The following is a 22,190-nucleotide window of genomic DNA, read 5'->3' as shown; positions in this document are numbered from 1 at the left end:
CCCCGCGACGCTCGCGCAGCCGCGGCGCCCGGGTCAAGCAGCGCTACCCGGGCGGCCGAAGGGAACAACCCGTGCGGGGAGTACGGCGGCAGGGCGCGACCCCCGCGGGTCACGCCCTGCCGCCGACATCGTTCGAGCGCAGTGGTGCGCGCTGTCGTGCGCACGGTCATGCGTGCTGTCGTGCGCGTTTTCGTGCGCGCGACGCGTCACGCGTGCGTCGTCATGCGCGCGGTTCAGCCCTTCAAGCGACGACGCCTATCCGGCCGACCGCGGTCTCCGAACCGTCGTGGTGGATCGGGGTGTGCGCGCCGGTGAGGGCGCGGCCGGTGCCGCCCCGGCGGTTGGCGACGATCTCGGCCGCGATGGACAGCGCGGTCTCCTCCGGGGAACGGGCGCCCAGGTCCAGCCCTATGGGCGAACGCAGCCGGGCCAGCTCCATCTCCGTGACACCGACCTCGCGCAGCCGCGCGTTGCGGTCCTCGTGCGTACGCCGCGAGCCCATCGCGCCCACATAGGCGACGGGCAGCTTCAGCGCCAGCTCCAACAGCGGTACGTCGAACTTCGCGTCGTGCGTCAGCACGCACAGCACCGTACGGCCGTCCACCCGCGTGGACTCCAGGTACCGGTGCGGCCAGTCCACGACGACCTCATCGGCCTCCGGAAAACGATTCCGCGTGGCGAACACGGGCCGCGCGTCGCACACCGTGACCCGGTAGCCCAGGAACGCGCCGATCCGCACCAGGGCGGCCGCGAAGTCGATGGCACCGAACACGATCATCCGCGGCGGCGGCACACTCGACTCGACGAGGACGGTGATCGGACGGCCGCAGAGGCGTCCGTCGGCGCCCATCTCCAGGGTTCCGGTCCGGCCCGCGTCCAGCATCGCGCGGGCCTCTTCGGCGACGGTGCGGTCCAGCTCGGGATGTCCGCCGAGGCTGCCCTCGTAGGGGCCCTCGGGGCGGACCAGGATGGCGCGGCCCATCAGTTCGGCGGGGCCCTCGGCGATCCGGGCGACCGCGGCGGCCTCACCTCGGACGGCGGCCGCCAGCGCGGCCTCGAAGACCGCCCGGGCCGGGGAGTCCACCGGCAGCGGGGTGACCAGGATGTCGATGATTCCGCCGCAGGTCAGACCTACGGCGAAAGCGTCGTCGTCGCTGTAGCCGAAGCGCTCCTGCACGGTCTCGCCGTCCTCCAGCGCCTGCTGGCACAGCTCGTACACCGCGCCTTCCACACACCCACCGGAGACCGAACCGATCGCGGTGCCCTCGCTGTCGACGGCGAGGGCCGCTCCGGGCTGCCGGGGCGCGCTCCCGCCGACCGCCACGACCGTGGCGACGGCGAAGTCTCGTCCCTGCTCGACCCACCGGTTGAGTTCTTCGGCGATGTCCAGCATGGGGGCCTCCTCGGAAGTTCGGATTCCATTGGTGAGTGCGTGGAAGGTCAGGCGTCAGGCATCACGGGCTCCGGCGGCTCAGCCGACGCCCATCCAACCCTCGATCGGGTGGAGCGCGTAGAAGATCACGAAGATCACCGTGAGCGCCCACATGAAGCCACCGATCTCGCGGGCCTTGCCCTGGGCGACCTTGATGGCGACGTACGAGATGACACCGGCGGCGACACCAGCGGTGATCGAGTACGTGAAGGGCATGAGCACGACGGTCAGGAAGACCGGGATGGCGGTGGCGGTGTCGGCCCAGTCCACGTGGCGGGCGTTCTGCATCATCATCGCGCCGATGACGACCAGCGCCGCGGAGGCGACCTCACCCGGGACGATCTGCGTGATCGGGGTGAAGAAGAGGCAGGCGGCGAAGAGCAGGCCCGAGATGACGGACGCGAAGCCGGTACGGGCACCCTCGCCGACGCCGGTGGCGGACTCGACGAACACGGTCTGGCCGGAGCCGCCCGCGATACCACCGATGGCGCCGCCGGCACCGTCGATGAACAGCGCCTTGGACAGGCCCGGCATGCGGCCCTTGTCGTCGGCGAGCTTGGCCTCGGTACCGACGCCGATGATGGTGGCCATCGCGTCGAAGAAGCCGGCCAGCACCAGGGTGAAGACGATCATGCCGACCGTCATCACACCGACGTCGCCCCAGCCGCCGAACTCGACCTTGCCGAAGAGCGAGAAGTCGGGCATGGAGACCGCGGAACCGGACAGCTCCGGCGGACCGCCCTTCCACGCCTTCGGGTCGATATCGGCCGCGTAGTTCAGGATGACGGCGAGGACGGTACCGGAGACGATGCCGATCAGGATCGCGCCGGGAACCTTGCGTGCCTGCAGCATGAAGATGGTGAGCAGGGTCACGGCGAAGATCAGGACGGGCCAGCCGGACAGTTCGCCGATGGTGCCCAGGCTCACGGGCGGACCGTTGGGCGAGCCGTGGCCCACGAATCCGGCCTTCACGAGGCCGATGAGGGCGACGAACATGCCGATGCCCATGGTGATGGCGTGCTTGAGCGCGAGGGGGATCGCGTTCATGATCATCTCGCGCAGGCCGGTGACGACCAGGAGCATGATCACCACGCCGTACATGACGCACATGCCCATGGCCTGCGGCCAGGTCATCTGCGGCACGACCTGCGAGGAGAGCACACCGGAGACGGAGAGGCCGGCGGCGAGGGCCAGGGGCACCTTGCCCACGAAGCCCATCAGCAGGGTGGTCAGGGCCGCGGCGAAGGCCGTGGCCGTGATCAGCGCCTTCTGACTGAGGACGTCACCCGCGACGTCCTTGCCGGAGAGGATCAGAGGGTTCAGCAAGAGGATGTACGCCATCGCCATGAAGGTGGTGACGCCGCCGCGCACTTCTCGCGAGACGGTGGATCCTCTGTGCGTTATGTGAAAGTACCGGTCGAGCCAAGACCGTCCGGCGGGGGTGAGAGAGCCGTCGCCAGCTTCTTCCGCGCTGGTCTTGGGCTCCACAGACGACTGGGTCATGGTGCCTAACTCCCAAGGTTCAAAGGGGCACCCGCAGAAAAGATTGGAGACGCGGGATTTGGGATGGTGCGTTTGGCTGCACGACCCGGGGGACGGCCCGAGACGAAGCAAGTGAGCTGCTTGTACTGCTGCTACTTCGTTACCGCTGGTACTGCCTGGTGGTGCTGGTGGTGCTGGTGGTGCTCAGTGGCGCTGGTGGTGCTCAGTGGTGGTGCGAGGGTGAAGAGGACCGCGAGCGGTGCGGTACTTCGTGCTCCGGGCGGTGCAGCTGGAAGTGTGACGTTCCCGTGTCACACCGCCCGGAGAGTTTGGGGGGTCCGGGGGCCTCGCGGCCCCCGGACCGGACCGTCCTAGAGGGTGCCGGTGAGGGCTTCCGGACGGATCGGGGTCTTGTTGATCTCCAGACCGGTCGCCGCCCGGATCGCCGCGATGACGGCCGGGGTGGACGAGAGGGTCGGAGCCTCGCCCATCCCGCGCAGGCCGTAGGGGGCCTTCGGGTCGGCGAGCTCCAGGACGTCGACCGGGATGGTCGGGGTGTCGAGGATGGTGGGGATCAGGTAGTCCGTGAAGGAGGGGTTGCGCACCTTCGCGGTCTTCGGGTCCACGATGATCTCTTCCATGATCGCGACGCCCAGGCCCTGGGTGGTGCCACCCTGGATCTGGCCGACCACGGAGAGCATGTTCAGCGCCTTGCCGACGTCCTGGGCGGTCGCCAGTTCGACGACCTTGACCAGGCCCAGCTCGGTGTCCACCTCGACGACCGCGCGGTGCGCGGCGAAGGTGTACTGGACGTGGCCGTTGCCCTGGCCGGTGACCAGGTCGAACGGGACCGTCGGGTGGTGGCGGTACTCGAGTTCGAGGTCGATGGCCTCGTCCTCGAGGATCTCGGCGATGTCCGCGAGGACCTCGCCGCCGTCGGTGACGATCTTGCCGCCTTCGAGCAGCAGCTCGGCGGTGGCCCACGCCGGGTGGTACGAGCCGTTCTTGCGGCGGCCGATCTCCAGGAGCGCCTCGCGGACGGCCTCACAGGTGTTCTTCACCGCGCCACCGGTCATGTACGTCTGCCGGGAGGCGGACGTGGAACCGGCGGAGCCGACCTGGGTGTCGGCCGGGTGGATGGTCACCTGCGTGACGCCCAGCTCGGTACGGGCGATCTGCGCGTGGACGGTGATACCGCCCTGGCCGACCTCCGCCATGGCCGTGTGGACCATCGCGACGGCCTCGCCGTTGATGACCTCCAGGCGCACGCGGGCGGTGGAGTAGTCGTCGAAGCCCTCGGAGAAGCCGACGTTCTTGATGCCGACCGCGTAGCCGACGCCGCGGACGACGCCTTCACCGTGGGTGGTGTTCGACAGGCCGCCGGGCAGCGCGCGGACGTCCGCGTTCTCGCCGGCGGTCTCCCACTGGCGCTCGGGCGGCAGCGGGCGGGCCTTGACCCGGCGCAGCAGCTCGGCGACGGGCGCCGGGGCGTCCACGACCTGGCCGGTCGGCATGACCGTGCCCATCTCCATGGCGTTCAGCTGGCGGAACTCGACCGGGTCCATGCCCAGCTTCGCCGCGAGCTTGTCCATCTGGGCCTCGTAGGCGAAGCAGGCCTGGACGGCGCCGAAGCCGCGCATCGCGCCACAGGGCGGGTTGTTCGTGTAGAGCGCGATCGCCTCGATGTCCACGTCCTCCAGGACGTACGGACCGACCGAGAGCGAGGAGGCGTTGCCCACGACCGCCGGGGAAGCGGACGCGTACGCGCCGCCGTCCAGGACGATCTTGCACTTCATGTGCGTGAGCTTGCCGTCCTTGGTGGCGCCGTGCTCGTAGTAGAGCTTCGCCGGGTGGCGGTGCACGTGACCGAAGAAGGACTCGAACCGGTTGTAGACGATCTTGACCGGCTTGTTCGTGGCCAGGGCCAGGAGGCAGGCGTGGATCTGCATCGAGATGTCCTCGCGGCCACCGAAGGCACCGCCGACGCCCGAGAGCGTCATACGGACCTTCTCCGGCGGCAGACCCAGGACCGGGGCGATCTGCCCGAGGTCCGAGTGCAGCCACTGGGTGGCGACGTACAGTTCGACGCCGCCGTCCTCGGAGGGGACGGCCAGACCGGACTCCGGGCCGAGGAAGGCCTGGTCCTGCATGCCGAAGGTGTACTCGCCCTTGACGATGACGTCGGCGCGCTTGCGGGCCTCTTCCACGTTGCCGCGGATGATCGGCTGGCGGTGGACGATGTTCGGGTGCGGGACGTGACCGATGTGGTGGTCGTCGCGGCCCTCGTGGATCAGCGGCGCGCCGGGAGCGAGGGCCGAGGCCTCGTCCGTGACGAGCGGCAGCTCCCTGTAGTCGATCTTGATCTTGGCGGCCGCGCGGCGGGCGGTCTCCGGGTGGTCGGCGGCCACGAGGGCGACCGGCTCACCGTGGTGGCGTACCCGGCCGTTGGCGAGAACCGGCGTGTCCTGGATCTCCAGGCCGTAGTTCTTCATCTCGGCGGGCAGGTCGTCGTACGTCAGCACCGAGTAGACACCCGGCATCGCCAGGGCTTCGGAGATGTCGATCGAGACGATCTCGGCGTGGGCCACGGTGCTGCGGAGGGTCTGGCCCCACAGCATGTCCTCGTGCCACATGTCCGAGGAGTACGCGAACTCACCGGTCACCTTGAGGGTGCCGTCGGGGCGCAGCGTGGACTCGCCGATGCCGCCCTTGGTGTGCTTCTGCGTGACGTTGGTCGGCGTACCCGCCGGAACCGTGCGCGTGTTCTGAGCCATGGTCAGACCGCCTCTCCCTGACGGGCGGCCGCGAGGCGGACCGCGTCGAGGATCTTCTCGTAGCCCGTGCAGCGGCAGAGGTTGCCGGACAGGGCCTCACGGATGTCCTGGTCGGACGGGGAGGAGTTCTCCTCCAGCAGCGCGTCGGCCTGGACCAGCAGACCGGGGGTGCAGAAACCGCACTGCACGGCGCCCGCGTCGATGAACGCCTGCTGGATGTTGGAGAGCTCGACGCCCTCGCCGGTCTGCGAGTCGCCCGGCTTGGCCTGCCACTGCTTGGCCGCGTCCAGGGTGACGCCGCCCTTGCCGCCGCAGCCGCCGCCGGTGCCGCAGGCACCGCCGTGGCCGTGCTCCTCGCGCTGCTTGGCGAACTCCGCCAGGCCCTCGACGGTCACGACGTCGCGGCCCTCGACCTGACCGGCCGCGACCAGACAGGAACAGACCGGCACGCCGTCGAGACGGACGGTGCAGGAACCGCACTCACCCTGCTCGCAGGCGTTCTTCGAACCCGGCAGACCCATGCGCTCGCGCAGGACGTAGAGGAGGGACTCGCCCTCCCACACGTCGTCGGCTTCCTGCTGACGGCCGTTGACCGTGAAATTGACGCGCATGATTACGCAGCTCCTTCGAGCGAGCGGCCGTTGTTCGAACCGCGGTACTGCTCCCACGTCCAGACGAGCTGGCGGCGAGCCATGATGCCGACCGCGTGACGGCGGTACTTCGCCGTGCCGCGGACGTCGTCGATCGGGTTGGCCGCGCCGGAGGCGAGGTCACCGAACTGCTTGGCGATCGACGGGGTGATGACCTTGCCGGACTCCCAGAAGCCGCCCTCTTCGAGCGCGGCGTTCAAGAACTCCTCGGCGGCCTTCGCCCGGATGGGGGTCGGCGCGGCCGAACCGATACCGGTGCGGACCGTGCGGGTCTCGGGGTGCAGCGCCAGACCGAACGCGCACACCGCGATGACCATCGCGTTGCGGGAGCCGACCTTGGAGTACTGCTGGGGGCCGTCCGCCTTGTCGATGTGGACGCTCTTGATCAGCTCGTCCGCGGCCAGCGCGTTGCGCTTGACGCCGGTGTAGAACTCGTCGATCGGGATGAGGCGGGAGCCGCGTACGGACTCCACCTCGACCTGGGCGCCCGCCGCGAGGAGCGCGGGGTGCGAGTCACCGGCGGGCGAGGCGCAGCCGAGGTTGCCGCCGACGCCGCCGCGGTTACGGATCTGCGGCGACGCGACCGTGTGCGAGGCGAGCGCGAGACCGGGCAGCTCCGTGCGGAGGTTTTCCATGATCTGCGTGTACGGGACGGAAGCGCCGAGCCGGACAACATCCTCGCCGACCTCCCACTCCCGCAGCAGACCGATGCGGTTCAGGTCCAGGAGGTACTCCGGCCGACGGTGGTCGAAGTTGATCTCGACCATGACGTCGGTGCCACCCGCAATCGGCACAGCTGTGGGGAACTCGGCCTTAGCGGCGAGCGCCTCCTCCCAGCTGGCGGGGCGAAGGAAGTCCATGTGCGGCTCTCTTCTTCTTAATCGGGTCGTTCACTTCAAGCCAGGAGGCCCAAAGGCCCTCGACTGGTCGTTCACGTGCTGTTAATGCGGTGTGCAGTCAGTACACAAGCCGCGCGTCCCCCCAGTGCAGTCACCGAAACCATGAAGGAGTTGGCTGACGGCCTCCCTCGTCTTGTAGATTCGTATGAAAGGCAGGATGCACGGACCTGCCCGATTTCCAACGGCAACATCGAGACAGATCGGCGGCGACATCATGCGGCTTCGCGCACTGCTGGAAACCGAGGCGCTGGGGCTGCGGCTGCTGGGCGGCCAGGAGGAGCTGGACCGTACCGTCCGCGGCGTCATGACAACGGACTTGAGGGATCCCAGCCGATACCTGTCCGGTGGCGAGCTGGTCCTCACCGGCCTGGCCTGGAGGCGAAATTCGGACGACTCCGAGCCGTTCGTACGAATCCTCGCGAGCGCGGGGGTCGCCGGGCTGGCGGCGGGCGAGGCCGAGCTGGGAGACATCCCGGACGATCTGGTATCAGCCTGTCGGCGCAACCGACTGCCCTTGTTCGCCGTGAACGAAGACATTGCATTCGCCACGATCACCGAGTACGTCGTCCGGCAGGTCTCGGGCGAGCGCGCCGGGGACCTGGCGGCCGTCGTGGACCGCCACCGCCGCCTGATGACCTCGGGCCCCGCGGGGGGTGGACCTGATGTGGTGCTCGATCTGCTCACCACGGACCTCGATCTGCGCGCCTGGGTGCTGTCCCCCACGGGCAGGCAGATCGCCGGGGCCGGTGAACCACTGGCGCCCGGCATCTGTGCGGCGCTGGCCAGCGAGCACCTGGCGGCGGTCCGGACCGGCCGCAGGGGCCCGCATCGGATCTCCATCCAGGGTATTACCTACTCGCTGTTCCCGATCAGGGGACACGGGCGCGGCCCCGGCCCCGCCTCCCGTGACGTGCGCGAGAGCGTGCTGTCGGACTGGCTGCTGGCCGTCGAGGCGGACGCGGGCGACTGGCCCGCCGAGCGGCTCGACCTGCTCCAGGGCGTCACCCAGCTGATCGCGGTCGAGCGGGAGCGGCGCGACGCCGCCCGTTCGGTCCGGCGCAGACTGGCCCAGGAGGTGCTGGAGCTGGTCCAGACGGGTGCGGCGCCCGCGGAGATCGCCGCCAGGCTGCGGGTCGCGGCCCCGGTGCTGCTGCCCGGGCTGGGCGGCGCCCCGCACTGGCAGGTCGTGGTGGCGCGGGTGGACTGGGACGGCGGGGACATCCCCGGCGGCCCGGTGGCCCAGTCGCTGCTGGAGGAGATCCTGGTCGACCCGTCCGTGTCGGGTCCCGAGCCCTCGGACCGGATCGCCGTGGCGCACGCGGGCGACGAGGCGATCGCGCTCGTACCGCTGCCCGCCCTCTCCGGGGAGGCGGGGGAGGACAAGGGCCCCGACACCGCCCTGCACGCCGACGAGCTCCTCGCGGCCGTACGGGAACCCCTGGCGGCCGGTCTGGCCGACGACGGGCGGCTCACCCTGGGCGTCAGCGCGGCGGTGCACTCCGCCGAGGGGCTGCGCGGGGCGCTGGAGGAGGCCCGGCACGCCCGCCGGGTCGCCGCCGCCCGGCCGGGCCGGGTCTGCGCCGCCGGTCACCACGAGCTGGCCTCGCACGTCCTGCTGCTGCCGTTCGTCCCGGACGACGTGCGCCGTGCCTTCACCGCGCGGCTGCTCGACCCCCTGCGGGACTACGACCGGCGCCACCGGGCGGAGCTGATCCCGACCCTGGAGGCCTTCCTGGACTGCGACGGGTCCTGGACCCGCTGCGCGACCCGGCTGCACCTGCACGTCAACACGCTGCGCTACCGCGTCGGGCGGATCGAGCAGCTGACGGCGCGCGATCTTTCTCGCCTGGAGGACAAGCTGGACTTCTTCCTGGCGCTGCGGATGAGCTGATCAGCGGGCCGGCCGGGGGCCGGGGCGGTACTCGCGGGTCACTGACGAGGTGTCCGGACTTTGTGAAAAGGTTCACCCGACCCCTTGGCCGATCATGTGCATCCGTGCTCTCATGTCGCCCCAGGGCGTGGGCGGCGCGCCGCTTTGGTTGCTTTGGGGAGGGCAATGTGGCGGACACCGCCATGTCGGGTGCCGGAATGACCGGAGGGGACGACCCCCTCCAGCGGGCGATATGGCGGCTTCGCTCGCGGGGCTGCTGGACGGATGCGGCGGCGCTGCTGGAACCGCACGCGGGCGCCGGACCCGCGGTGCAGCGGACCGCGCTGCTGGTCGAGCGCTGCCTGTTCACCGGGCAGGGCTGGGCCGAGGCGGAGGACGCGCTGCGGACCGCCGAGGCGGTGGCCCGGGACGACGACGAGCGGGGAGCCGCGGCCTGCGAGCGCGGTCAGCTGGCCTACGCCGCCACCGTGCTGGGGGTACGTGACCGGGCCGACGAGGCGCGTTCCGCGCTGGGCCGGGCCGCGGCCCTGCTCGCGCCGGGGTCGCCGACGCGGCCGCTGCTGGACTTCCGGCGGGGGCTGGTGGCGGAGCACCTGTCCGACTCCCCGCAGGCGGCGAAGCCCGCGTACCGGCGCGCCCACGCCGGGGCCACGGCGCACGGGGACACCCTGCTGCTGTCCTTCACCTGGCGCCACCTGGCCGGGCTGGCGCTGCGGGACGGGGAACTGGCGGAGGCGCGGCACGGGTTCGCGGAGTCGCTGCGGATCCGGGAGGAGCTGGGGTTCCTGGTGGGTACGGCGCCGGCGCTGGCCGCGCTGGCGGAGGCCGAGCCGGAGCCGGAGGCCGCGCGGCTGCGGGCGGAGGCCCTGCGCCTGTTCCGCCTCCTGGGCGGCATCCCCACCTGGCTGGCCGCCCACCTCACCCCGGCGGCCTGACCGACCCCCCGCCCGGCACCTCCAGCCCGCCCGGCGTTTGAGGGCCCGCCGGAGGCCGACCGGGCACCGGGACGCACCCCCGCGCCGCACCACAGGGCCCCGCCCGGACCCGCGCCGCACCCGCCGATGAGGCCGGTCGGCGGGGGCAGGGTCAGTGCGGCGGCCAGGCGAAGTGGGCGCGGATCAGGGCTTCGGCGGTGGCCGTCTCCGATGCGATCAGGGCGTCCAGCAGGGCGACGTGCTGGCCCGCGTCGGTCCGCAGGACCGCCCGCCGACCACGGGCCCCCTGCGCCCGCCGGTGCGCCTCGTCCGCCACCCGGGTCAGCTGGCCGTTGCCCGCCAGGCCCAGCACCGCCCGGTGGAAGGCCCGGTCCGCCTCCGCGTACCCCGGCAGGTCACCCGCCTCCGCCGCCGCCACGGTCGCCTCCGCCGCGGGCCGCAGAGCGGTCCAGGCCCCGGGGGCGACCGTACGGGCCAGCCCCAGCATCACCGGAACCTCCAGCAGCGCGCGCACCTCGGCCAGCTCCGCCAGCTCCCCGGGGGTCCGTACGAGCACGCGGAAGCCCCGGTTCGGGAGGCACTCCACGGCCCCCTCCATCGCCAGCTGCTGCATCGCCTCGCGCACCGGCGTCGCCGACACCCCGAAGCGCTCCCCGAGCGCGGGCCCGGAGTAGATCTCCCCGGGGACGAGGTCTCCGTCGATCAGCGCCGCGCGCAGCGCGTCGAGGACCTGCCCGCGCACCGAATGGCGCAGCACTCCCCGGGTCTGCCCGGGCACCGGGAGGTGGGCCGCGTCCCGCGCTCGGTCCTGCACTCGGTACCCCCTCCGGTCTCGGCTTTCGTCCGAGAATAGGGGACGGGGCAGCGGCCCGGACGTTATGGATCACCCTTGATCGGGTAAGGTAAGGCTAACCTGTTAACGATCGTGCGATTCGGTGGTCCCCATGGCCGTCATGGCAGCCCAGTCCCCCGTGGCGGACGTCTACGCCCGCCTCGCCGAGGCCTTCCCCGGACTGCGGGTCACGGTTCGCGGCGCGCACGACCCCTCCCCCAGCGGTGCGGGGTGGGTCGGCGCGGACGAGCTGGCGCTGGGCGGTGCGGCCCTGGACGCCTACCTCGCGTGGGACCACTCCCAGGTCATGCGGGACCACGGCCGGCAGGCCCGGCCGGACGTGGTCGCCGGCTTCGGCCTGCACCGCTACGCGTGGCCCGCCTGCCTGCTGGTCACCGTCCCGTGGCTGCTGGAGCGCCGCGTGCCCCACCTGCCCGCGGACCAGGTGGCCTTCCACCGGACCGCGGGCCGGATGAGCGTGCGCGTCGCGGAGTTCGCGTGCCTGCCGGGCGATCCGGCCGCCGCGCTCCCCGGGGCCCGCGTCGTCCCCGACGAGGACGCGCTGCGCGCGGAGGTGCGGGCCGCGGTGGCCGGGCACCTCACCCCGGTGCTGGAGGGCTTCGCCCCCCGGATGCGGCGCGGCCGGCGCGCCCTGTGGGGCATGGTCACGGACGAGATCGTCGAAAGCCTCTGGTACGTCGGGCAGTTGCTCGGCGAGGAGGCCCGCACGAGGGCCGAGCTGGACCTGCTGCTGCCGGGCTCGACCGCCCCGTACACCGGGGGCAGCGGGTTCCGTACGCTCACCGGCCCGGCCGGGGAGGAACTGCCCACCCGGGACCGGGCGGGCTGCTGCCTCTTCTACACGGTCCGCCCGCAGGACACGTGCACCACCTGCCCCCGGACCTGCGACGCCGACCGCGTCACCCGGCTGACGGAGCCCGCCGCCGCGTGAACTCACCCGTTCGGGTGGGTTTAATCGAACTCAATCAAGCCTGAACGAGCGGTAGTTCGACCCACAACGCCCTATCCGGCGGGCCGCGCCCCCCAAAGGCGTCCACTTGCCCCGAAACCCGCGTGCGGCCCTTGCGTGATCCGCCACTATGGCGCCCGGAAAGCCGCATACGCGAGGCAAGGGACACCGCATGAGACTGACCGACATATCGCTGGACTGGCTGCTGCCCGGCAGCCTGCTGATCCTGGGCGTACTTGCGGCAGTGGCGGTGCTGGCCAAGAGCAAGCGCGAGGGCGAGAAGGCCGCGTCCGAGGACAGCTGGGAACGCAGCGAGGACCGCCGCCGCCGCAAGGAGGCCGTCTACGGAACCGCCTCGTACGTCCTGCTCTTCTGCTGCGCCGCCGTCGCGGCGGCGCTCTCCTTCCACGGGCTGGTCGGCTTCGGCCGGCAGAACCTCAACCTCTCCGGAGGCTGGGAGTACTTGGTGCCGTTCGGCCTCGACGGGGCCGCGATGTTCTGTTCGGTGCTCGCCGTCCGCGAGGCCAGTCACGGCGACGCGGCCCTGGGCTCCCGGATACTGGTGTGGCTGTTCGCGGGCGCCGCGGCCTGGTTCAACTGGGTCCACGCGCCACGGGGGTTCGGCCACGACGGCGCCCCGCAGTTCTTCTCCGGGATGTCGCTCTCCGCGGCGGTCCTCTTCGACCGGGCCCTCAAGCAGACCCGCCGGGCGGCGCTGCGCGAACAGGGCCTCGTACCGAGGCCGTTGCCGCAGATCCGGATCGTGCGCTGGCTGCGAGCACCCCGGGAGACCTTCGGCGCGTGGTCGCTGATGCTGCTGGAGGGCGTACGGACCCTCGACGAGGCCGTCGACGAGGTGCGCGAGGACAAGCGCGAGAAGGCCCAGGACCGCCATCGCCGCCGGGGCCAGAACCGGCTGGACCGGGCCCGCATCAAGGCTCTGGGCCGTCAGAGCCGGGCCTTCGGCCGGTCGCGGGGCCGCCGGATGGACGAGGCGGACATCGCGGAGCGGGAGATCCCCGCCGCTTCCGGCGCCGCCTCGGGCGCCGCGCCCGCGCTCGGCGCGGATCCGGCCATATCCGAGGCGGGCAGGCTGCCGCTGCGGCGTCGGCCCTCGCTCCAGGCCGTGTCCGGGTCCGACCCGGCCGAGCCGGTGTCCCGGACGGTGGACCTCACCGCCGAGGACGACACCCAGACCATCCCCCGGCTCGACTCACTGGAGCGCAAACTGAAGGACCTGGAGCAGCAGTTCGGCTGACCGGCCGCCGTGGCGGCGGGGGCCGGTCAGGGCGCGCAGCCCTCAGACCGCTCCCGCACCGCGCACCGCGTCGAACGCCTCGTGGAGTTCGAACCAGACGATCTTGCCCGTGACGCCGCCCAGCGCGTCGAGGGCGTTCACCCCCCAGGCGTCGGCGAGGGACTGCACCAGCACCAGTCCCCGCCCGTGCGTACCGTCGTCGGCGGTCGGTACGTACGGCCTGGGGTGGCGGCCGGTGTAGTCCCGCACTTCCACACGGAGCCGGGTGGCGGTGAGGCTGGCGGACAGCTCGGCCCCCTGCTCGGTGTGGACGAGCGCGTTGGTGACGAGTTCGGTGGCGAGCAGTTCCGCCACGTCGGCGGTATCGGCCCGACAGCGGTGCCGTAACAACTCCCTCAAGGAACGCCGCACTTCGCCGACGGCCTTGAGATCCGCCCGGCGCACGCTGCGGATGATCCACAGCGTGTCGGCCGCGCCCCCGTCCATGACGGACGACGGCTCGCGCGGCACAGGGCCGCCCTTTCTCCACAGTTTCCCGGTATTCGCCCCCACCCGCACGGCGCTTTCCCTCCCGGATCCCTCTTCGGCTCCCCGTCGCCCCTGGAGGGGCTTGGTCGAACAGGTCTACGGGATGGCTTCTTCCCACCGTGGCAATCCGCACTCCTCCGGGCTCAAGGACGGGGCACGTTGCGCAGGTTGGATCGAGCCATCTGGATCATCCGGCCGACCCCTCCGTCGAGCACGATCTTGCTGGCCGAAAGTGCGAAACCGGTGACCATTTCGGCACTGATCCTCGGTGGAATCGACAGGGCGTTGGGGTCGGTCACCACGTCCACCAAAGCGGGTCCCTTGTGCCGGAACGCGTCCTTGAGAGCCGCTGTGAGCTGCTTGGGCTTCTCCACGCGCACCCCGTAGGCGCCCGCCGCGCGGGCGATCGCGGCGAAGTCGGGGTTGTGGTTCGTGGTTCCGTACGACGGCAGGCCGGAAACCAGCATCTCCAACTCCACCATGCCCAAAGCTGAGTTGTTGAAGAGGACCACTTTGACGGGGAGGTCGTACTGCACCAGGGTGAGGAAATCTCCCATCAGCATCGAGAAACCGCCGTCGCCCGACATCGAGACCACTTGACGGCTCCGGTCGGTGAATTGTGCGCCGATGGCCTGGGGAAGGGCATTGGCCATGGAGCCGTGGCTGAAGGAGCCGATGATGCGCCGCTTGCCGTTCGGGGAAAGATAGCGCGCGGCCCACACATTGCACATGCCTGTATCCACGGTGAACACCGCGTCTTCGTCGGCGAGTTCGTCGAGGACGGCGGCCACGTACTCGGGGTGGATCGGGGTGTGCTTCTCCACCTTGCGCGTATAGGCCTTGACCACTCCTTCCAGTGCGTCCGCGTGCTTCTTCAGCATCCGGTCCAGGAACCGGCGGTCCGTCTTGGCCTTGACCCGGGTGTTCAGGCAGCGAAGCGTCTCGCGTACGTCGCCCCAGACCGCGAGGTCCAGCTTGGAGCGGCGGCCCAGGTGCTCGGGGCGCACGTCCACCTGGACGATCTTCACGTCGTCCGGGAGGAAGGCGTTGTAGGGGAAGTCGGTGCCCAGCAGGATCAGCAGGTCGCACTCGTGGGTGGCCTCGTAGGCGGCGCCGTAGCCGAGCAGACCGCTCATGCCCACGTCGAAGGGATTGTCGTACTGAATCCACTCCTTTCCGCGCAGAGCGTGCCCGATCGGTGACTTGATCCGCCCGGCGAACTCCATCACCTCGGCGTGCGCACCGGCCGTGCCGCTGCCGCAGAACAGGGTGACCTTGTCCGCCTCGTCGATCATCCGGACGAGCGAGTCGAGCTCGACGTCACCGGGCCGCACCGTCGGCCGCGTGGTCACCAGGGCGTGTTCCGTGGCCCGTTCGGGTGCGGGCAGGGAGGCGACGTCGCCGGGCAGGGTGACCACGCTGACCCCGCCCCGGCCGATGGCGTGCTGCACGGCGGTCTGCAGCAGCCGGGGCATCTGCTTCGGGTTGGAGATCATTTCGCTGTAGTGGCTGCACTCGCGGAAGAGCTGGTCGGGGTGGGTCTCCTGGAAGTAGCCGAGCCCGATCTCGCTGGAGGGAATGTGCGAGGCGAGGGCCAGTACCGGGGCCATCGAGCGGTGGGCGTCGTAGAGGCCGTTGATCAGGTGCAGGTTCCCGGGGCCGCAGGAGCCCGCGCAGGCCGCGAGCCGACCGGTGAGCTGGGCCTCGGCGCCCGCCGCGAAGGCGGCCGTCTCCTCGTGGCGGACCTGGATCCACTCGATGTCCCCGGTCCGGCGGATGGCGTCCACCACGGGGTTGAGACTGTCCCCGACGACTCCGTACATCCGGCGTACGCCCGCGCGCACGAGGATGTCGACGAACTGCTCCGCCACGTTCTGCTTGGCCATGGAGGGGGCGCCCTTTCCGGTCCGGCTATGCGGTGTGCGCCTCCCATCCACGCACGGCCGGGCCGGTTACGCCTCCCAGACCGCGGCGGCGGTCCGGTCGTCCGCGTACCCCTTGAGGCGGAGCTGGGTGTCCGCGAGGAAGGCCGCGAGGCCCGGCGGGTCCGCCCCGGCCCAGCGCGCGGCCAGCTCGGCGGGCAGGGACGCCTCCTCCCGCATCGGCTCGGCGAGCCCGCTGGAACAGAGCAGCAGGGTGTCCCCCGGCCGGGCCACGGTGGCCCGGAACCGGAATCCCAGCGCGGCGGGCTCCCCCGGTGCGGGCGCCGGCCCGGGCACCAGCCCCGGCAGCGGCCCGGACAGCGGGCCCGGCAGGCCCGACAGGGGTGCGCGGTCGGCCGCCTCGGGCTCCAGGTCCGCCCACTGCCCCGCCCGCAGCCGGAACAGCCCGCCGGTCCCGGCGCCGAAGCACACCCGGGTCCGGCACGCGGGGTCCACCGGAAGCAGCAGGGCCCGCAGCCCGGCCGTGTACCCGTCCTCGGGCAGCCCCAGCTCGGCGGCCCGGGCCCGCAGCCGCCCGTAACCCCGGTCGGTGAGCCGCTGGAGTCCCGAGCGCAGCGCGTCACGCCTGCCCGCCCGGATGTCGTCGCCGAGGCGGCCCTGGCTGCGCCCGACGGCCGCCGCGACCCAGCGGCACACCTCGGCGGCGGCGTCCTGGGCGCCGGGGGCGGCCCGGTCGCCGCCCGCTAGGGCGACGAGCAGCAGCGCGTCGTCCCCGTTGCCGAAGCGGGCGGTGAGCAGGACGTCGCGCCGGGTCTCGCCGCGGAAGCGGGCGGAGTCCCCGCGTACGGAGGCGGCGCGCAGGGCGTACGTCCCGTACCGGGCGCCCTCCAGAACGGTGTCCGGGACCAGCCGGTCGAGCGCGGCCGGGTCGGCCGGGGGCAGGGCCCCCGGCTCGGCGGCGTACGTCGGGGCCCGGTCGCCCAGATGGCGTACCTCGGGGCGGGGCGGCGGCCGCAGCTCGGGCGCCCGCGGGTCGGCGGGTTCCGGTTCGGCCCGGCGCGGCTCCGGCACGACGGCCGCCGACGGGACCGGGGGGAACGGCGGCAGCGCGGGCACCACCATGACCGGCAGCGGCGGGGGCGGTGGTGGCAGCGGCGGCGGCGCGGGCGGCACCGCCACGTCGCCCAGCGCGTACCCGGTCGCCGCCGCCCCGGGCGCCACCTCCGTCCGGGTCCGCGGCTCCGTCCGGGTCCGCGGCTCCGTCCGGGTCCGCGGCTCGGGCCCGGCCCCGGGCCCGGAGGCGGACTCCGTGGCGGGCCCGGGCTCCCGCACCAGCACCGACGCCGAGCTGAACCTGCTGTCCAGCGTGTCGGCGGGGTCGGCGGGATCCCCCGGGTCGGCCGCGCCGGAGGGGCCGTCGGGCCACGCCCGCGGGCCCGCCGGGTCCTCGTACAGCTTCTGCCACCAGTTGTCCGCGTCCCCCTGCTGACTCATGCCCCTAGTCTCGGCCGCCCGGGGCGGCGGAAAACGCCGAACGCGCGGAAAGGGGCCCGCCGGGCTACTGCCCGGCGGGCGCCTCGCCCTCAGGAGCCGAACGGATTACCGGATGTCGTAGGCGCGTCCGACCATCTGGGTGACGGTGGCCCCGTTCACATCGGTCAGCTCGACCTTCAGCGAGACCGGCTTGCCGGCCGCCCCGGTGTGGTCGACGACCGCGCTCCACCGGTCGCCCTGCCGGGCGACCGGCGCCTGGGTCCAGTGCTCGTTGTCGTACGAGTACGAGAGCGCGGCGCTCTTGAGGGCGCCCGGCGCGTAGCCCGCGTGCCCGGTGAGACCGAGCCCGATGCGCTGTCCGGCCCGGGCCGAGACGGCCTTCAGGCCGTCCTCGGGGAGGGTCAGCGCCGGGAAGACGATCGGCAGGGGGGTCGAGTACGCCGAGGCGTCGAGCCCGGAGCGGAAGGTCCAGGTGGTCCGTACGCCCTGCGAGCGCTGCCAGTCCCGCGCCGGGGCGCCGAACTTCTCCAGGGTCCGGGTGAGTTCGTACGTCCCCGGCTCGGCCGGGACGTCGAAGACCCCGGCGTTCGGGTACCAGCCGCTGCCGATCTCCGCGCCGTCGCGCTTGAGCACCAGCTCGCCGACGTCACCGAAGGAGCCCGGCATCGCGTAGTGGCCGCTGTCGCCCCACATCGCGGAGAAGAAGCCGGTCTGGTTGCCCTGCCGCTCGGCGGCCAGCGTCGCCGTGCCCGCCGCGTCGCGCGCGGCGACCGGGCCGACGACCCCGTCGTACCAACTCTCGGCGCGCTGGGACCCCTTGGCGTAGGCGCGCTGCAGATCGGTCATCAGCTCGCCCCAGGGGAAGCTGCTGGAGACCGTGTGGTCCCAGGCGGTGTCCCCGCCGGAGTAGTACTCGGTGCGCTCGCCGGGGACCGCGACGGTGTCCAGGGAGCCGAAGTACACGGCGTTGCCCAGCGGCCGGTAGGCGCCGGTCATGTCGATGTAGTCGGCGGCCGCGCCCATCGCGCGGTAGGTGGCGCGGACGGCGCCGAGGTCGCGGTCGCGGACCCGGTAGGTGTGGTCGCCGCGCAGCGGGCCCTGCTCGGTCTGGGCGAGGTTGTAGAGGTAGGGGCTGTGCCGCGCGCGGCGGCGGCCTCGCTTCCGGTCAGCGGTCTCTTCGGCGGCGCGCCGTCGCTCGGCTGCGCCGCCGAGGCCACGGCGGCTGTGACGGCCAGGGCGGCCGCGGTGGCCGCTCCCAGTACCGTGCGCGATATCGGGCGCATCGCACTCCCCAGGTGAATTCCGGCCAACGGTCGCATTGCATGGCAAAGTCGCCAAGCAAATGGCTTCTGGCCAGCGGATGTTGGTGCTGCGGTGGCGTCACCTTGGCAGAGAGGCCGGGGGTGCGGTGATGATGTCCAAGGCGGGTTTGCGCCGTGGCCGTTTCCCGCCAGGAACCGGGTGAGAGTGGGTGGACGGGTTGCTGAGTGCGATAGGCCTGGACGAGGGCCAGGAGTCGGCGTACCGCGCGCTGGTGGCGCTGGGGGCGGCGGAGGTGCCGGATCTGGCGCACCGGCTGACCCTGCCGGTGCCGCAGACCGAACGGGCGCTGCGGCACCTGGAGCGGCACGGTCTGGCGGCGCAGTCCTCGGCCCGGCCGGGCCGGTGGGTGGCGGCGCCGCCCGGGGTGGCGCTGGGGGCGCTGCTGACCCAGCAGCGGCACGAGCTGGAGCAGGCGGAGCTGGCGGCGGTGCTGCTGGCGGAGGAGTACCGGGCGGAGGCGGCGGAGCCCGACGTGCACGACCTGGTCGAGGTGGTGACGGGGGCGAGCGCCGTCGCGCACCGGTTCCTCCAGCTCCAGCTGGGCGCGGTGGAGGAGGTGTGCGCGCTGGTGAGCGGGCGGCCACAGGTGATGAACGGTTCGGAGAACGAGGCGGAGGAACGGGCCGCCGGGCGCGGGGTGGAGTACCGCGTGGTGATCGAGCGCGAGGTGCTCAGCCTGCCGAGCGGGCTGCGGGAGGCGTCGACGGCGCTGGGCCGGGGCGAACGGATCCGGGTGACGGAGCAGGTCCCGGCGAAGCTGGTGATCGCGGACCGGAGCTTGGCGATGGTGCCGCTGACCGCGCGGACGGCGGAGCCCGCGGCGCTCGTCGTGCACGCGTCGGGGCTGCTGGAATCCCTGATGGGCCTGTTCGAGGCGGTGTGGCGGGAGGCGCTGCCGCTGCGGCTGGGGGCGGACGGGATGCTCGACGCGGAGGGCGGCGGTCCGGACGCCACCGATCTGGAGATCCTGTCGCTGCTCCTCGTGGGGATGACCGACGCGAGCGTGGCGAAGCACCTGGAGCTGGGGCTGCGGACCGTGCAGCGGCGGGTGAAGGGGCTGATGGAGACCGCCGGGGTGACGACCAGGATGCAGCTGGGCTGGCACGCGTACGAGCGGGGCTGGGTGGCCCGATAGCGCCCGGTCGGTCACGCTGATCAGATGGATCTGCCGCAGCTGCTCCTGGTGGGCCTGGTGATGCTGCTCGGGCTGCTCGGAGTACTGGTGCCGGGGGTCCCCGGCACCCTGCTGGTGTGGGCGGGGCTGCTGTGGTGGGCGATGCACGAGCGGACATCCCTGGCCTGGTCGCTGCTGGTCGCGGCGACGGCGCTGCTGCTGGTGGTGCAGGTGGTGAAGTGGCTGTTGCCGCCGCGCAGGCTGCGGGGCGTGGGCGTGACCCGCCGGATGGCCGTGTACGCCGGTACGGGCGCCCTCCTCGGCTTCTGCCTGGTCCCGGTGGTGGGCGCGGTGCCGGGGTTCATGGGCGGGATCTACCTCTGCGAGCGCCACCGCCTGGGCACGCACGGCGAGGCGGTGACCTCGCTGCGGACGGTGATGCGGGCGGTGGGCACGAGCGTGCTGGTGGAGCTGTTCGCGTGCCTGCTGGTGGCGGGGGCGTGGGTGGGGGCGGTGGTGGGGGCGTAGACCGCGGAGCCGGCACACCCAGCCCGCCCGGCGTCTGAGGGCCCGACGGAGGCAGGGTCGGGCGGCCCCGCCCGCCCCTCCCGGGCCCCTCCCGGGGCGCCTCACACGCCGGCGAGGCCGGAACGGGGTGGGGCAGGGCCCGGCACATCCAGCCCGGCCGCGTCAGATGGCGCCACGCTTGGCCGCATGGTTCGCGCGGCCCTCCGCCGACTTCATGCGCCAGTCCCGGCGGATCTCCGACCGGAGCCTCGCGTCCGTCTTCGCCACGATCCGCTGGTTCTCCCGGAGCAGCTTCCGGTAGCTCTCCAGCCGCCGCTCCGGCAGCGCGCCGTCCGCCACCGCCCGCAGCACCGCGCACCTCGGCTCCGCCTCGTGCGCGCAGTCGTGGAAGCGGCACTGGGCGGCGTACTCCTCGATCTCGGAGAACGTCTGCCCGACGCCCGCCCCGGCGTCGTACAGGCCGACCCCGCGCAGGCCGGGGGTGTCGATCAGGACCCCGCCGCCCGGGAGGGCGAGCAGGTTGCGCGTGGTGGTCGTGTGCCGGCCCTTGCCGTCGACGTCACGCGCGGCCTGGACCTCCATGACCTCGGCGCCGAGCAGCGCGTTGGCCAGGGTGGACTTGCCCGCGCCGGAGATCCCCAGCAGCACGCTGGTGCCGGACCCGACGATCGCGGTGAGGACGTCCGTACCCTCCCCGGTCAGCGAGGAGACGGTGAGTACGCCGACGCCCGGGGCCGCCGTCTCGACGTCCTGGACGAGGTGGGCCAGGGTGACCGGGTCCGGGACCAGGTCCGCCTTGGTCAGGACGACCATCGGCCGCGCGCCGGACTCCCACGCGAGGGCGAGGAAGCGTTCGATGCGCCCGAGGTCCAGCTCGACGGCGAGCGAGACGGCGATGATCGCGTGGTCGACGTTCGCGGCGAGGATCTGCCCCTCGGAGCGCTGCGAGGAGGTGGACCGTACGAAGGCGGTCCGGCGCGGCAGGTACGCCTTGACGTAGCGGGGGCTCCCGGCCGCCTCGACGGCGGCCCAGTCACCGGTGCAGATGACCCGCATCGGGTCGTGGGGGGTGACGAAAGCGGTGTCGGCGCGGACGGGTCCGGCCTCGGTCATGACGTCGCACTGGCCGCGGTCCACCCGGACGACGCGGCCGGGCACGAGGCCCTGCTCCGCGTACGGGGCGAACTCGGCGGCCCACGCCTCGTCCCAGCCGAAGGGGCTGAGGGCGTGCGGGAGCGAAGTGGACTGCGGGAAAGCGGAGGAAGACAAGGGGAACCCTTCACAGGGTGGCCCCGGCAACGCGCGCCCGGCGCGCGGAGGAAGAGTGAAGGTCAGCCGGAGACCACAGGAGCGAGATTGATGAACTTCGGGGTGCGGGCAGCAGTGCCCTGCGCGACGACAGTCATCAATGGACTCACCTCCTGTGTCATACGGATCCGCGCGCGGCGGTTCCGGTCCACTCGGCGTGAACGGCTTCACGGTATCCCGGCCTCCGCGCGGGGCGCCAACTCTTTTTCCACAGTGGGTCGAAGGCGCCGGGAGCGGCCGGTCGGGTCCTACGCTGGGGGCCATGACGCCACGACTCGACATGATCGGCCTGGTCGTTTCCGACATGGCCGCCTCGCTCGCCTTCTACCGCCGGCTCGGGCTCGACGTACCGGCCGAGGCGGACCGGGAACCGCACGTCGAGGCCACCCTCCCCGGTGGTCTGCGGATCGGCTGGGACACGGTGGAGGTCATCCGCTCCTTCGACCCGGAGTGGACCCGGCCCGAGCCGGGCGCGGACCGGGTGGGGCTGGCCTTCCGGTGTGACTCCCCCGCCGAGGTCGACGCGCTGTTCGCGGAGTTGACCGCCACGGGCGGCGCCCGGGCCCACCTCAAGCCCTGGGACGCCTTCTGGGGGCAGCGCTACGCGATCCTGCTGGACCCGGACGGCAGCGCGGTCTCCCTCTTCGCCGACGCGTAGGCAGGATCCGGAAGGGTCGGTCCGGGCCGTCTCCTCCGGCTCTTGGCGGGCCGGGCAGGATCCGGACGCCGCCCCTCAAGGGGCACACATCGCCTGACGCGGCTCTAGATGATTGATTCCAAGGGGTAGCGGCACGGACGCGAGGGTGTCCACCCTCGATGTGTGACGACCGATATGGACACCCTCGCAACTGCACTGTACGTGCGGGTCGATGACCTTTTGAAGGCCTCG

At 72.2% G+C, this 22,190-nt stretch carries 18 protein-coding genes; 7 read left to right on the top strand and 11 right to left on the bottom strand.

The features are described 5' to 3' along the window. Positions 1 to 241: 241 nt before the first annotated feature. The 5 genes from QMF80_RS23130 to QMF80_RS23110 form a co-directional block, all read right to left on the bottom strand. Entirely contained in the window at positions 242 to 1,393 is a 1,152-nt protein-coding gene (locus tag QMF80_RS23130; protein WP_283456220.1) for an XdhC family protein, read from the bottom strand. Positions 1,394 to 1,471: 78 nt separating this feature from the next. Further along, positions 1,472 to 2,935: an NCS2 family permease gene (locus QMF80_RS23125; RefSeq protein ID WP_283456218.1), complete on the bottom strand. Its 1,464-nt coding sequence runs from the start codon at positions 2,933 to 2,935 to the stop codon at positions 1,472 to 1,474. Positions 2,936 to 3,285: 350 nt separating this feature from the next. Then, positions 3,286 to 5,688, bottom strand: a complete 2,403-nt coding sequence (pucD, locus tag QMF80_RS23120) for a xanthine dehydrogenase subunit D (protein WP_283456216.1) — start codon at positions 5,686 to 5,688, stop codon at positions 3,286 to 3,288. Between the two features lie 2 nt (positions 5,689 to 5,690). Further along, positions 5,691 to 6,299 carry a (2Fe-2S)-binding protein gene (locus QMF80_RS23115; RefSeq protein WP_283456214.1) on the bottom strand — a complete coding sequence of 203 codons (609 nt, stop codon included), beginning with the start codon at positions 6,297 to 6,299 and terminating at the stop codon, positions 5,691 to 5,693. 2 nt (positions 6,300 to 6,301) lie between these two features. Beyond that, positions 6,302 to 7,198, bottom strand: a complete 897-nt coding sequence (locus QMF80_RS23110; RefSeq protein WP_283456212.1) for an FAD binding domain-containing protein — start codon at positions 7,196 to 7,198, stop codon at positions 6,302 to 6,304. Between the two features lie 253 nt (positions 7,199 to 7,451). On the opposite strand from QMF80_RS23110, the gene QMF80_RS23105 reads away from it, so the two are divergent. Then, positions 7,452 to 9,128: a PucR family transcriptional regulator gene (locus QMF80_RS23105; protein WP_283456210.1), complete on the top strand. Its 1,677-nt coding sequence runs from the start codon at positions 7,452 to 7,454 to the stop codon at positions 9,126 to 9,128. Positions 9,129 to 9,295: 167 nt separating this feature from the next. Beyond that, a complete protein-coding gene (locus tag QMF80_RS23100) occupies positions 9,296 to 10,063 on the top strand; it encodes a hypothetical protein (RefSeq protein WP_502962901.1) in 768 nt (255 codons plus the stop codon). 151 nt (positions 10,064 to 10,214) lie between these two features. Here QMF80_RS23100 and QMF80_RS23095 read toward each other — a convergent pair whose 3' ends face one another. Next, complete coding sequence (locus QMF80_RS23095) at positions 10,215 to 10,928, bottom strand: GntR family transcriptional regulator (RefSeq protein ID WP_502962902.1); 714 nt, start codon at positions 10,926 to 10,928, stop codon at positions 10,215 to 10,217. Positions 10,929 to 11,007: 79 nt separating this feature from the next. On the opposite strand from QMF80_RS23095, the gene QMF80_RS23090 reads away from it, so the two are divergent. Together QMF80_RS23090 and QMF80_RS23085 are read left to right on the top strand one after the other, a co-directional pair. Then, positions 11,008 to 11,847: a (2Fe-2S)-binding protein gene (locus QMF80_RS23090; RefSeq protein ID WP_283456208.1), complete on the top strand. Its 840-nt coding sequence runs from the start codon at positions 11,008 to 11,010 to the stop codon at positions 11,845 to 11,847. A 190-nt stretch (positions 11,848 to 12,037) separates the two neighbouring features. Continuing rightward, positions 12,038 to 13,123, top strand: coding sequence for a DUF2637 domain-containing protein (locus QMF80_RS23085; protein ID WP_283456206.1), 1,086 nt, complete (start codon positions 12,038 to 12,040; stop codon positions 13,121 to 13,123). Positions 13,124 to 13,165: 42 nt separating this feature from the next. Here QMF80_RS23085 and QMF80_RS23080 read toward each other — a convergent pair whose 3' ends face one another. The 4 genes from QMF80_RS23080 to QMF80_RS23065 form a co-directional block, all read right to left on the bottom strand. Further along, the gene (locus QMF80_RS23080) at positions 13,166 to 13,609 is read right to left on the bottom strand and encodes an ATP-binding protein (protein ID WP_283456360.1); all 444 of its coding nucleotides are present in this window, start codon (positions 13,607 to 13,609) and stop codon (positions 13,166 to 13,168) included. A gap of 185 nt (positions 13,610 to 13,794) precedes the next feature. Then, positions 13,795 to 15,537 carry a pyruvate dehydrogenase gene (locus tag QMF80_RS23075; RefSeq protein WP_283456204.1) on the bottom strand — a complete coding sequence of 581 codons (1,743 nt, stop codon included), beginning with the start codon at positions 15,535 to 15,537 and terminating at the stop codon, positions 13,795 to 13,797. Between the two features lie 66 nt (positions 15,538 to 15,603). Beyond that, complete coding sequence (locus QMF80_RS23070) at positions 15,604 to 17,028, bottom strand: protein phosphatase 2C domain-containing protein (protein ID WP_283456202.1); 1,425 nt, start codon at positions 17,026 to 17,028, stop codon at positions 15,604 to 15,606. A gap of 105 nt (positions 17,029 to 17,133) precedes the next feature. Then, a complete protein-coding gene (locus QMF80_RS23065; RefSeq protein WP_283456200.1) occupies positions 17,134 to 18,366 on the bottom strand; it encodes a hypothetical protein in 1,233 nt (410 codons plus the stop codon). Positions 18,367 to 18,508: 142 nt separating this feature from the next. On the opposite strand from QMF80_RS23065, the gene QMF80_RS23060 reads away from it, so the two are divergent. Next, a complete protein-coding gene (locus tag QMF80_RS23060) occupies positions 18,509 to 19,486 on the top strand; it encodes a helix-turn-helix domain-containing protein (protein WP_283456359.1) in 978 nt (325 codons plus the stop codon). Between the two features lie 24 nt (positions 19,487 to 19,510). Continuing rightward, positions 19,511 to 19,993 carry a DUF456 domain-containing protein gene (locus tag QMF80_RS23055; protein WP_283456198.1) on the top strand — a complete coding sequence of 161 codons (483 nt, stop codon included), beginning with the start codon at positions 19,511 to 19,513 and terminating at the stop codon, positions 19,991 to 19,993. A gap of 162 nt (positions 19,994 to 20,155) precedes the next feature. Here QMF80_RS23055 and rsgA read toward each other — a convergent pair whose 3' ends face one another. Further along, entirely contained in the window at positions 20,156 to 21,262 is a 1,107-nt protein-coding gene (gene rsgA / locus QMF80_RS23050; protein WP_283456197.1) for a ribosome small subunit-dependent GTPase A, read from the bottom strand. A 301-nt stretch (positions 21,263 to 21,563) separates the two neighbouring features. Here rsgA and QMF80_RS23045 point away from each other — a divergent pair, with 301 nt between their 5' ends. Beyond that, positions 21,564 to 21,959 (top strand): VOC family protein, encoded by a 396-nt coding sequence (locus QMF80_RS23045; RefSeq protein WP_283456195.1) that lies wholly within the window; start codon positions 21,564 to 21,566, stop codon positions 21,957 to 21,959. Positions 21,960 to 22,190: the final 231 nt, after the last annotated feature.

It is taken from the genome of Streptomyces sp. G-G2 (assembly GCF_030063135.1).
GTDB lineage: Bacteria > Actinomycetota > Actinomycetes > Streptomycetales > Streptomycetaceae > Streptomyces.
The sequence above is the reverse complement of the archived record's forward strand: the minus strand, read 5'-3'. Positions and strand labels throughout refer to the sequence as shown.

Bases quoted from the DNA above. Each gene is read 5' to 3' on its own strand.
- pucD (WP_283456216.1), bottom strand. From the start codon at position 5,688: ATGGCTCAGAACACGCGCACGGTTCCGGCGGGTACGCCGACCAACGTC.
- QMF80_RS23055 (WP_283456198.1), top strand. From the start codon at position 19,511: ATGGATCTGCCGCAGCTGCTCCTGGTGGGCCTGGTGATGCTGCTCGGG.
- QMF80_RS23085 (WP_283456206.1), top strand. From the start codon at position 12,038: ATGAGACTGACCGACATATCGCTGGACTGGCTGCTGCCCGGCAGCCTG.
- QMF80_RS23080 (WP_283456360.1), bottom strand. From the start codon at position 13,609: ATGGACGGGGGCGCGGCCGACACGCTGTGGATCATCCGCAGCGTGCGC.
- QMF80_RS23115 (WP_283456214.1), bottom strand. From the start codon at position 6,299: ATGCGCGTCAATTTCACGGTCAACGGCCGTCAGCAGGAAGCCGACGAC.
- QMF80_RS23130 (WP_283456220.1), bottom strand. From the start codon at position 1,393: ATGCTGGACATCGCCGAAGAACTCAACCGGTGGGTCGAGCAGGGACGA.
- QMF80_RS23105 (WP_283456210.1), top strand. From the start codon at position 7,452: ATGCGGCTTCGCGCACTGCTGGAAACCGAGGCGCTGGGGCTGCGGCTG.
- QMF80_RS23075 (WP_283456204.1), bottom strand. From the start codon at position 15,537: ATGGCCAAGCAGAACGTGGCGGAGCAGTTCGTCGACATCCTCGTGCGC.
- QMF80_RS23070 (WP_283456202.1), bottom strand. From the start codon at position 17,028: ATGAGTCAGCAGGGGGACGCGGACAACTGGTGGCAGAAGCTGTACGAG.
- QMF80_RS23090 (WP_283456208.1), top strand. From the start codon at position 11,008: ATGGCCGTCATGGCAGCCCAGTCCCCCGTGGCGGACGTCTACGCCCGC.
- QMF80_RS23125 (WP_283456218.1), bottom strand. From the start codon at position 2,935: ATGACCCAGTCGTCTGTGGAGCCCAAGACCAGCGCGGAAGAAGCTGGC.
- QMF80_RS23110 (WP_283456212.1), bottom strand. From the start codon at position 7,198: ATGGACTTCCTTCGCCCCGCCAGCTGGGAGGAGGCGCTCGCCGCTAAG.
- QMF80_RS23045 (WP_283456195.1), top strand. From the start codon at position 21,564: ATGACGCCACGACTCGACATGATCGGCCTGGTCGTTTCCGACATGGCC.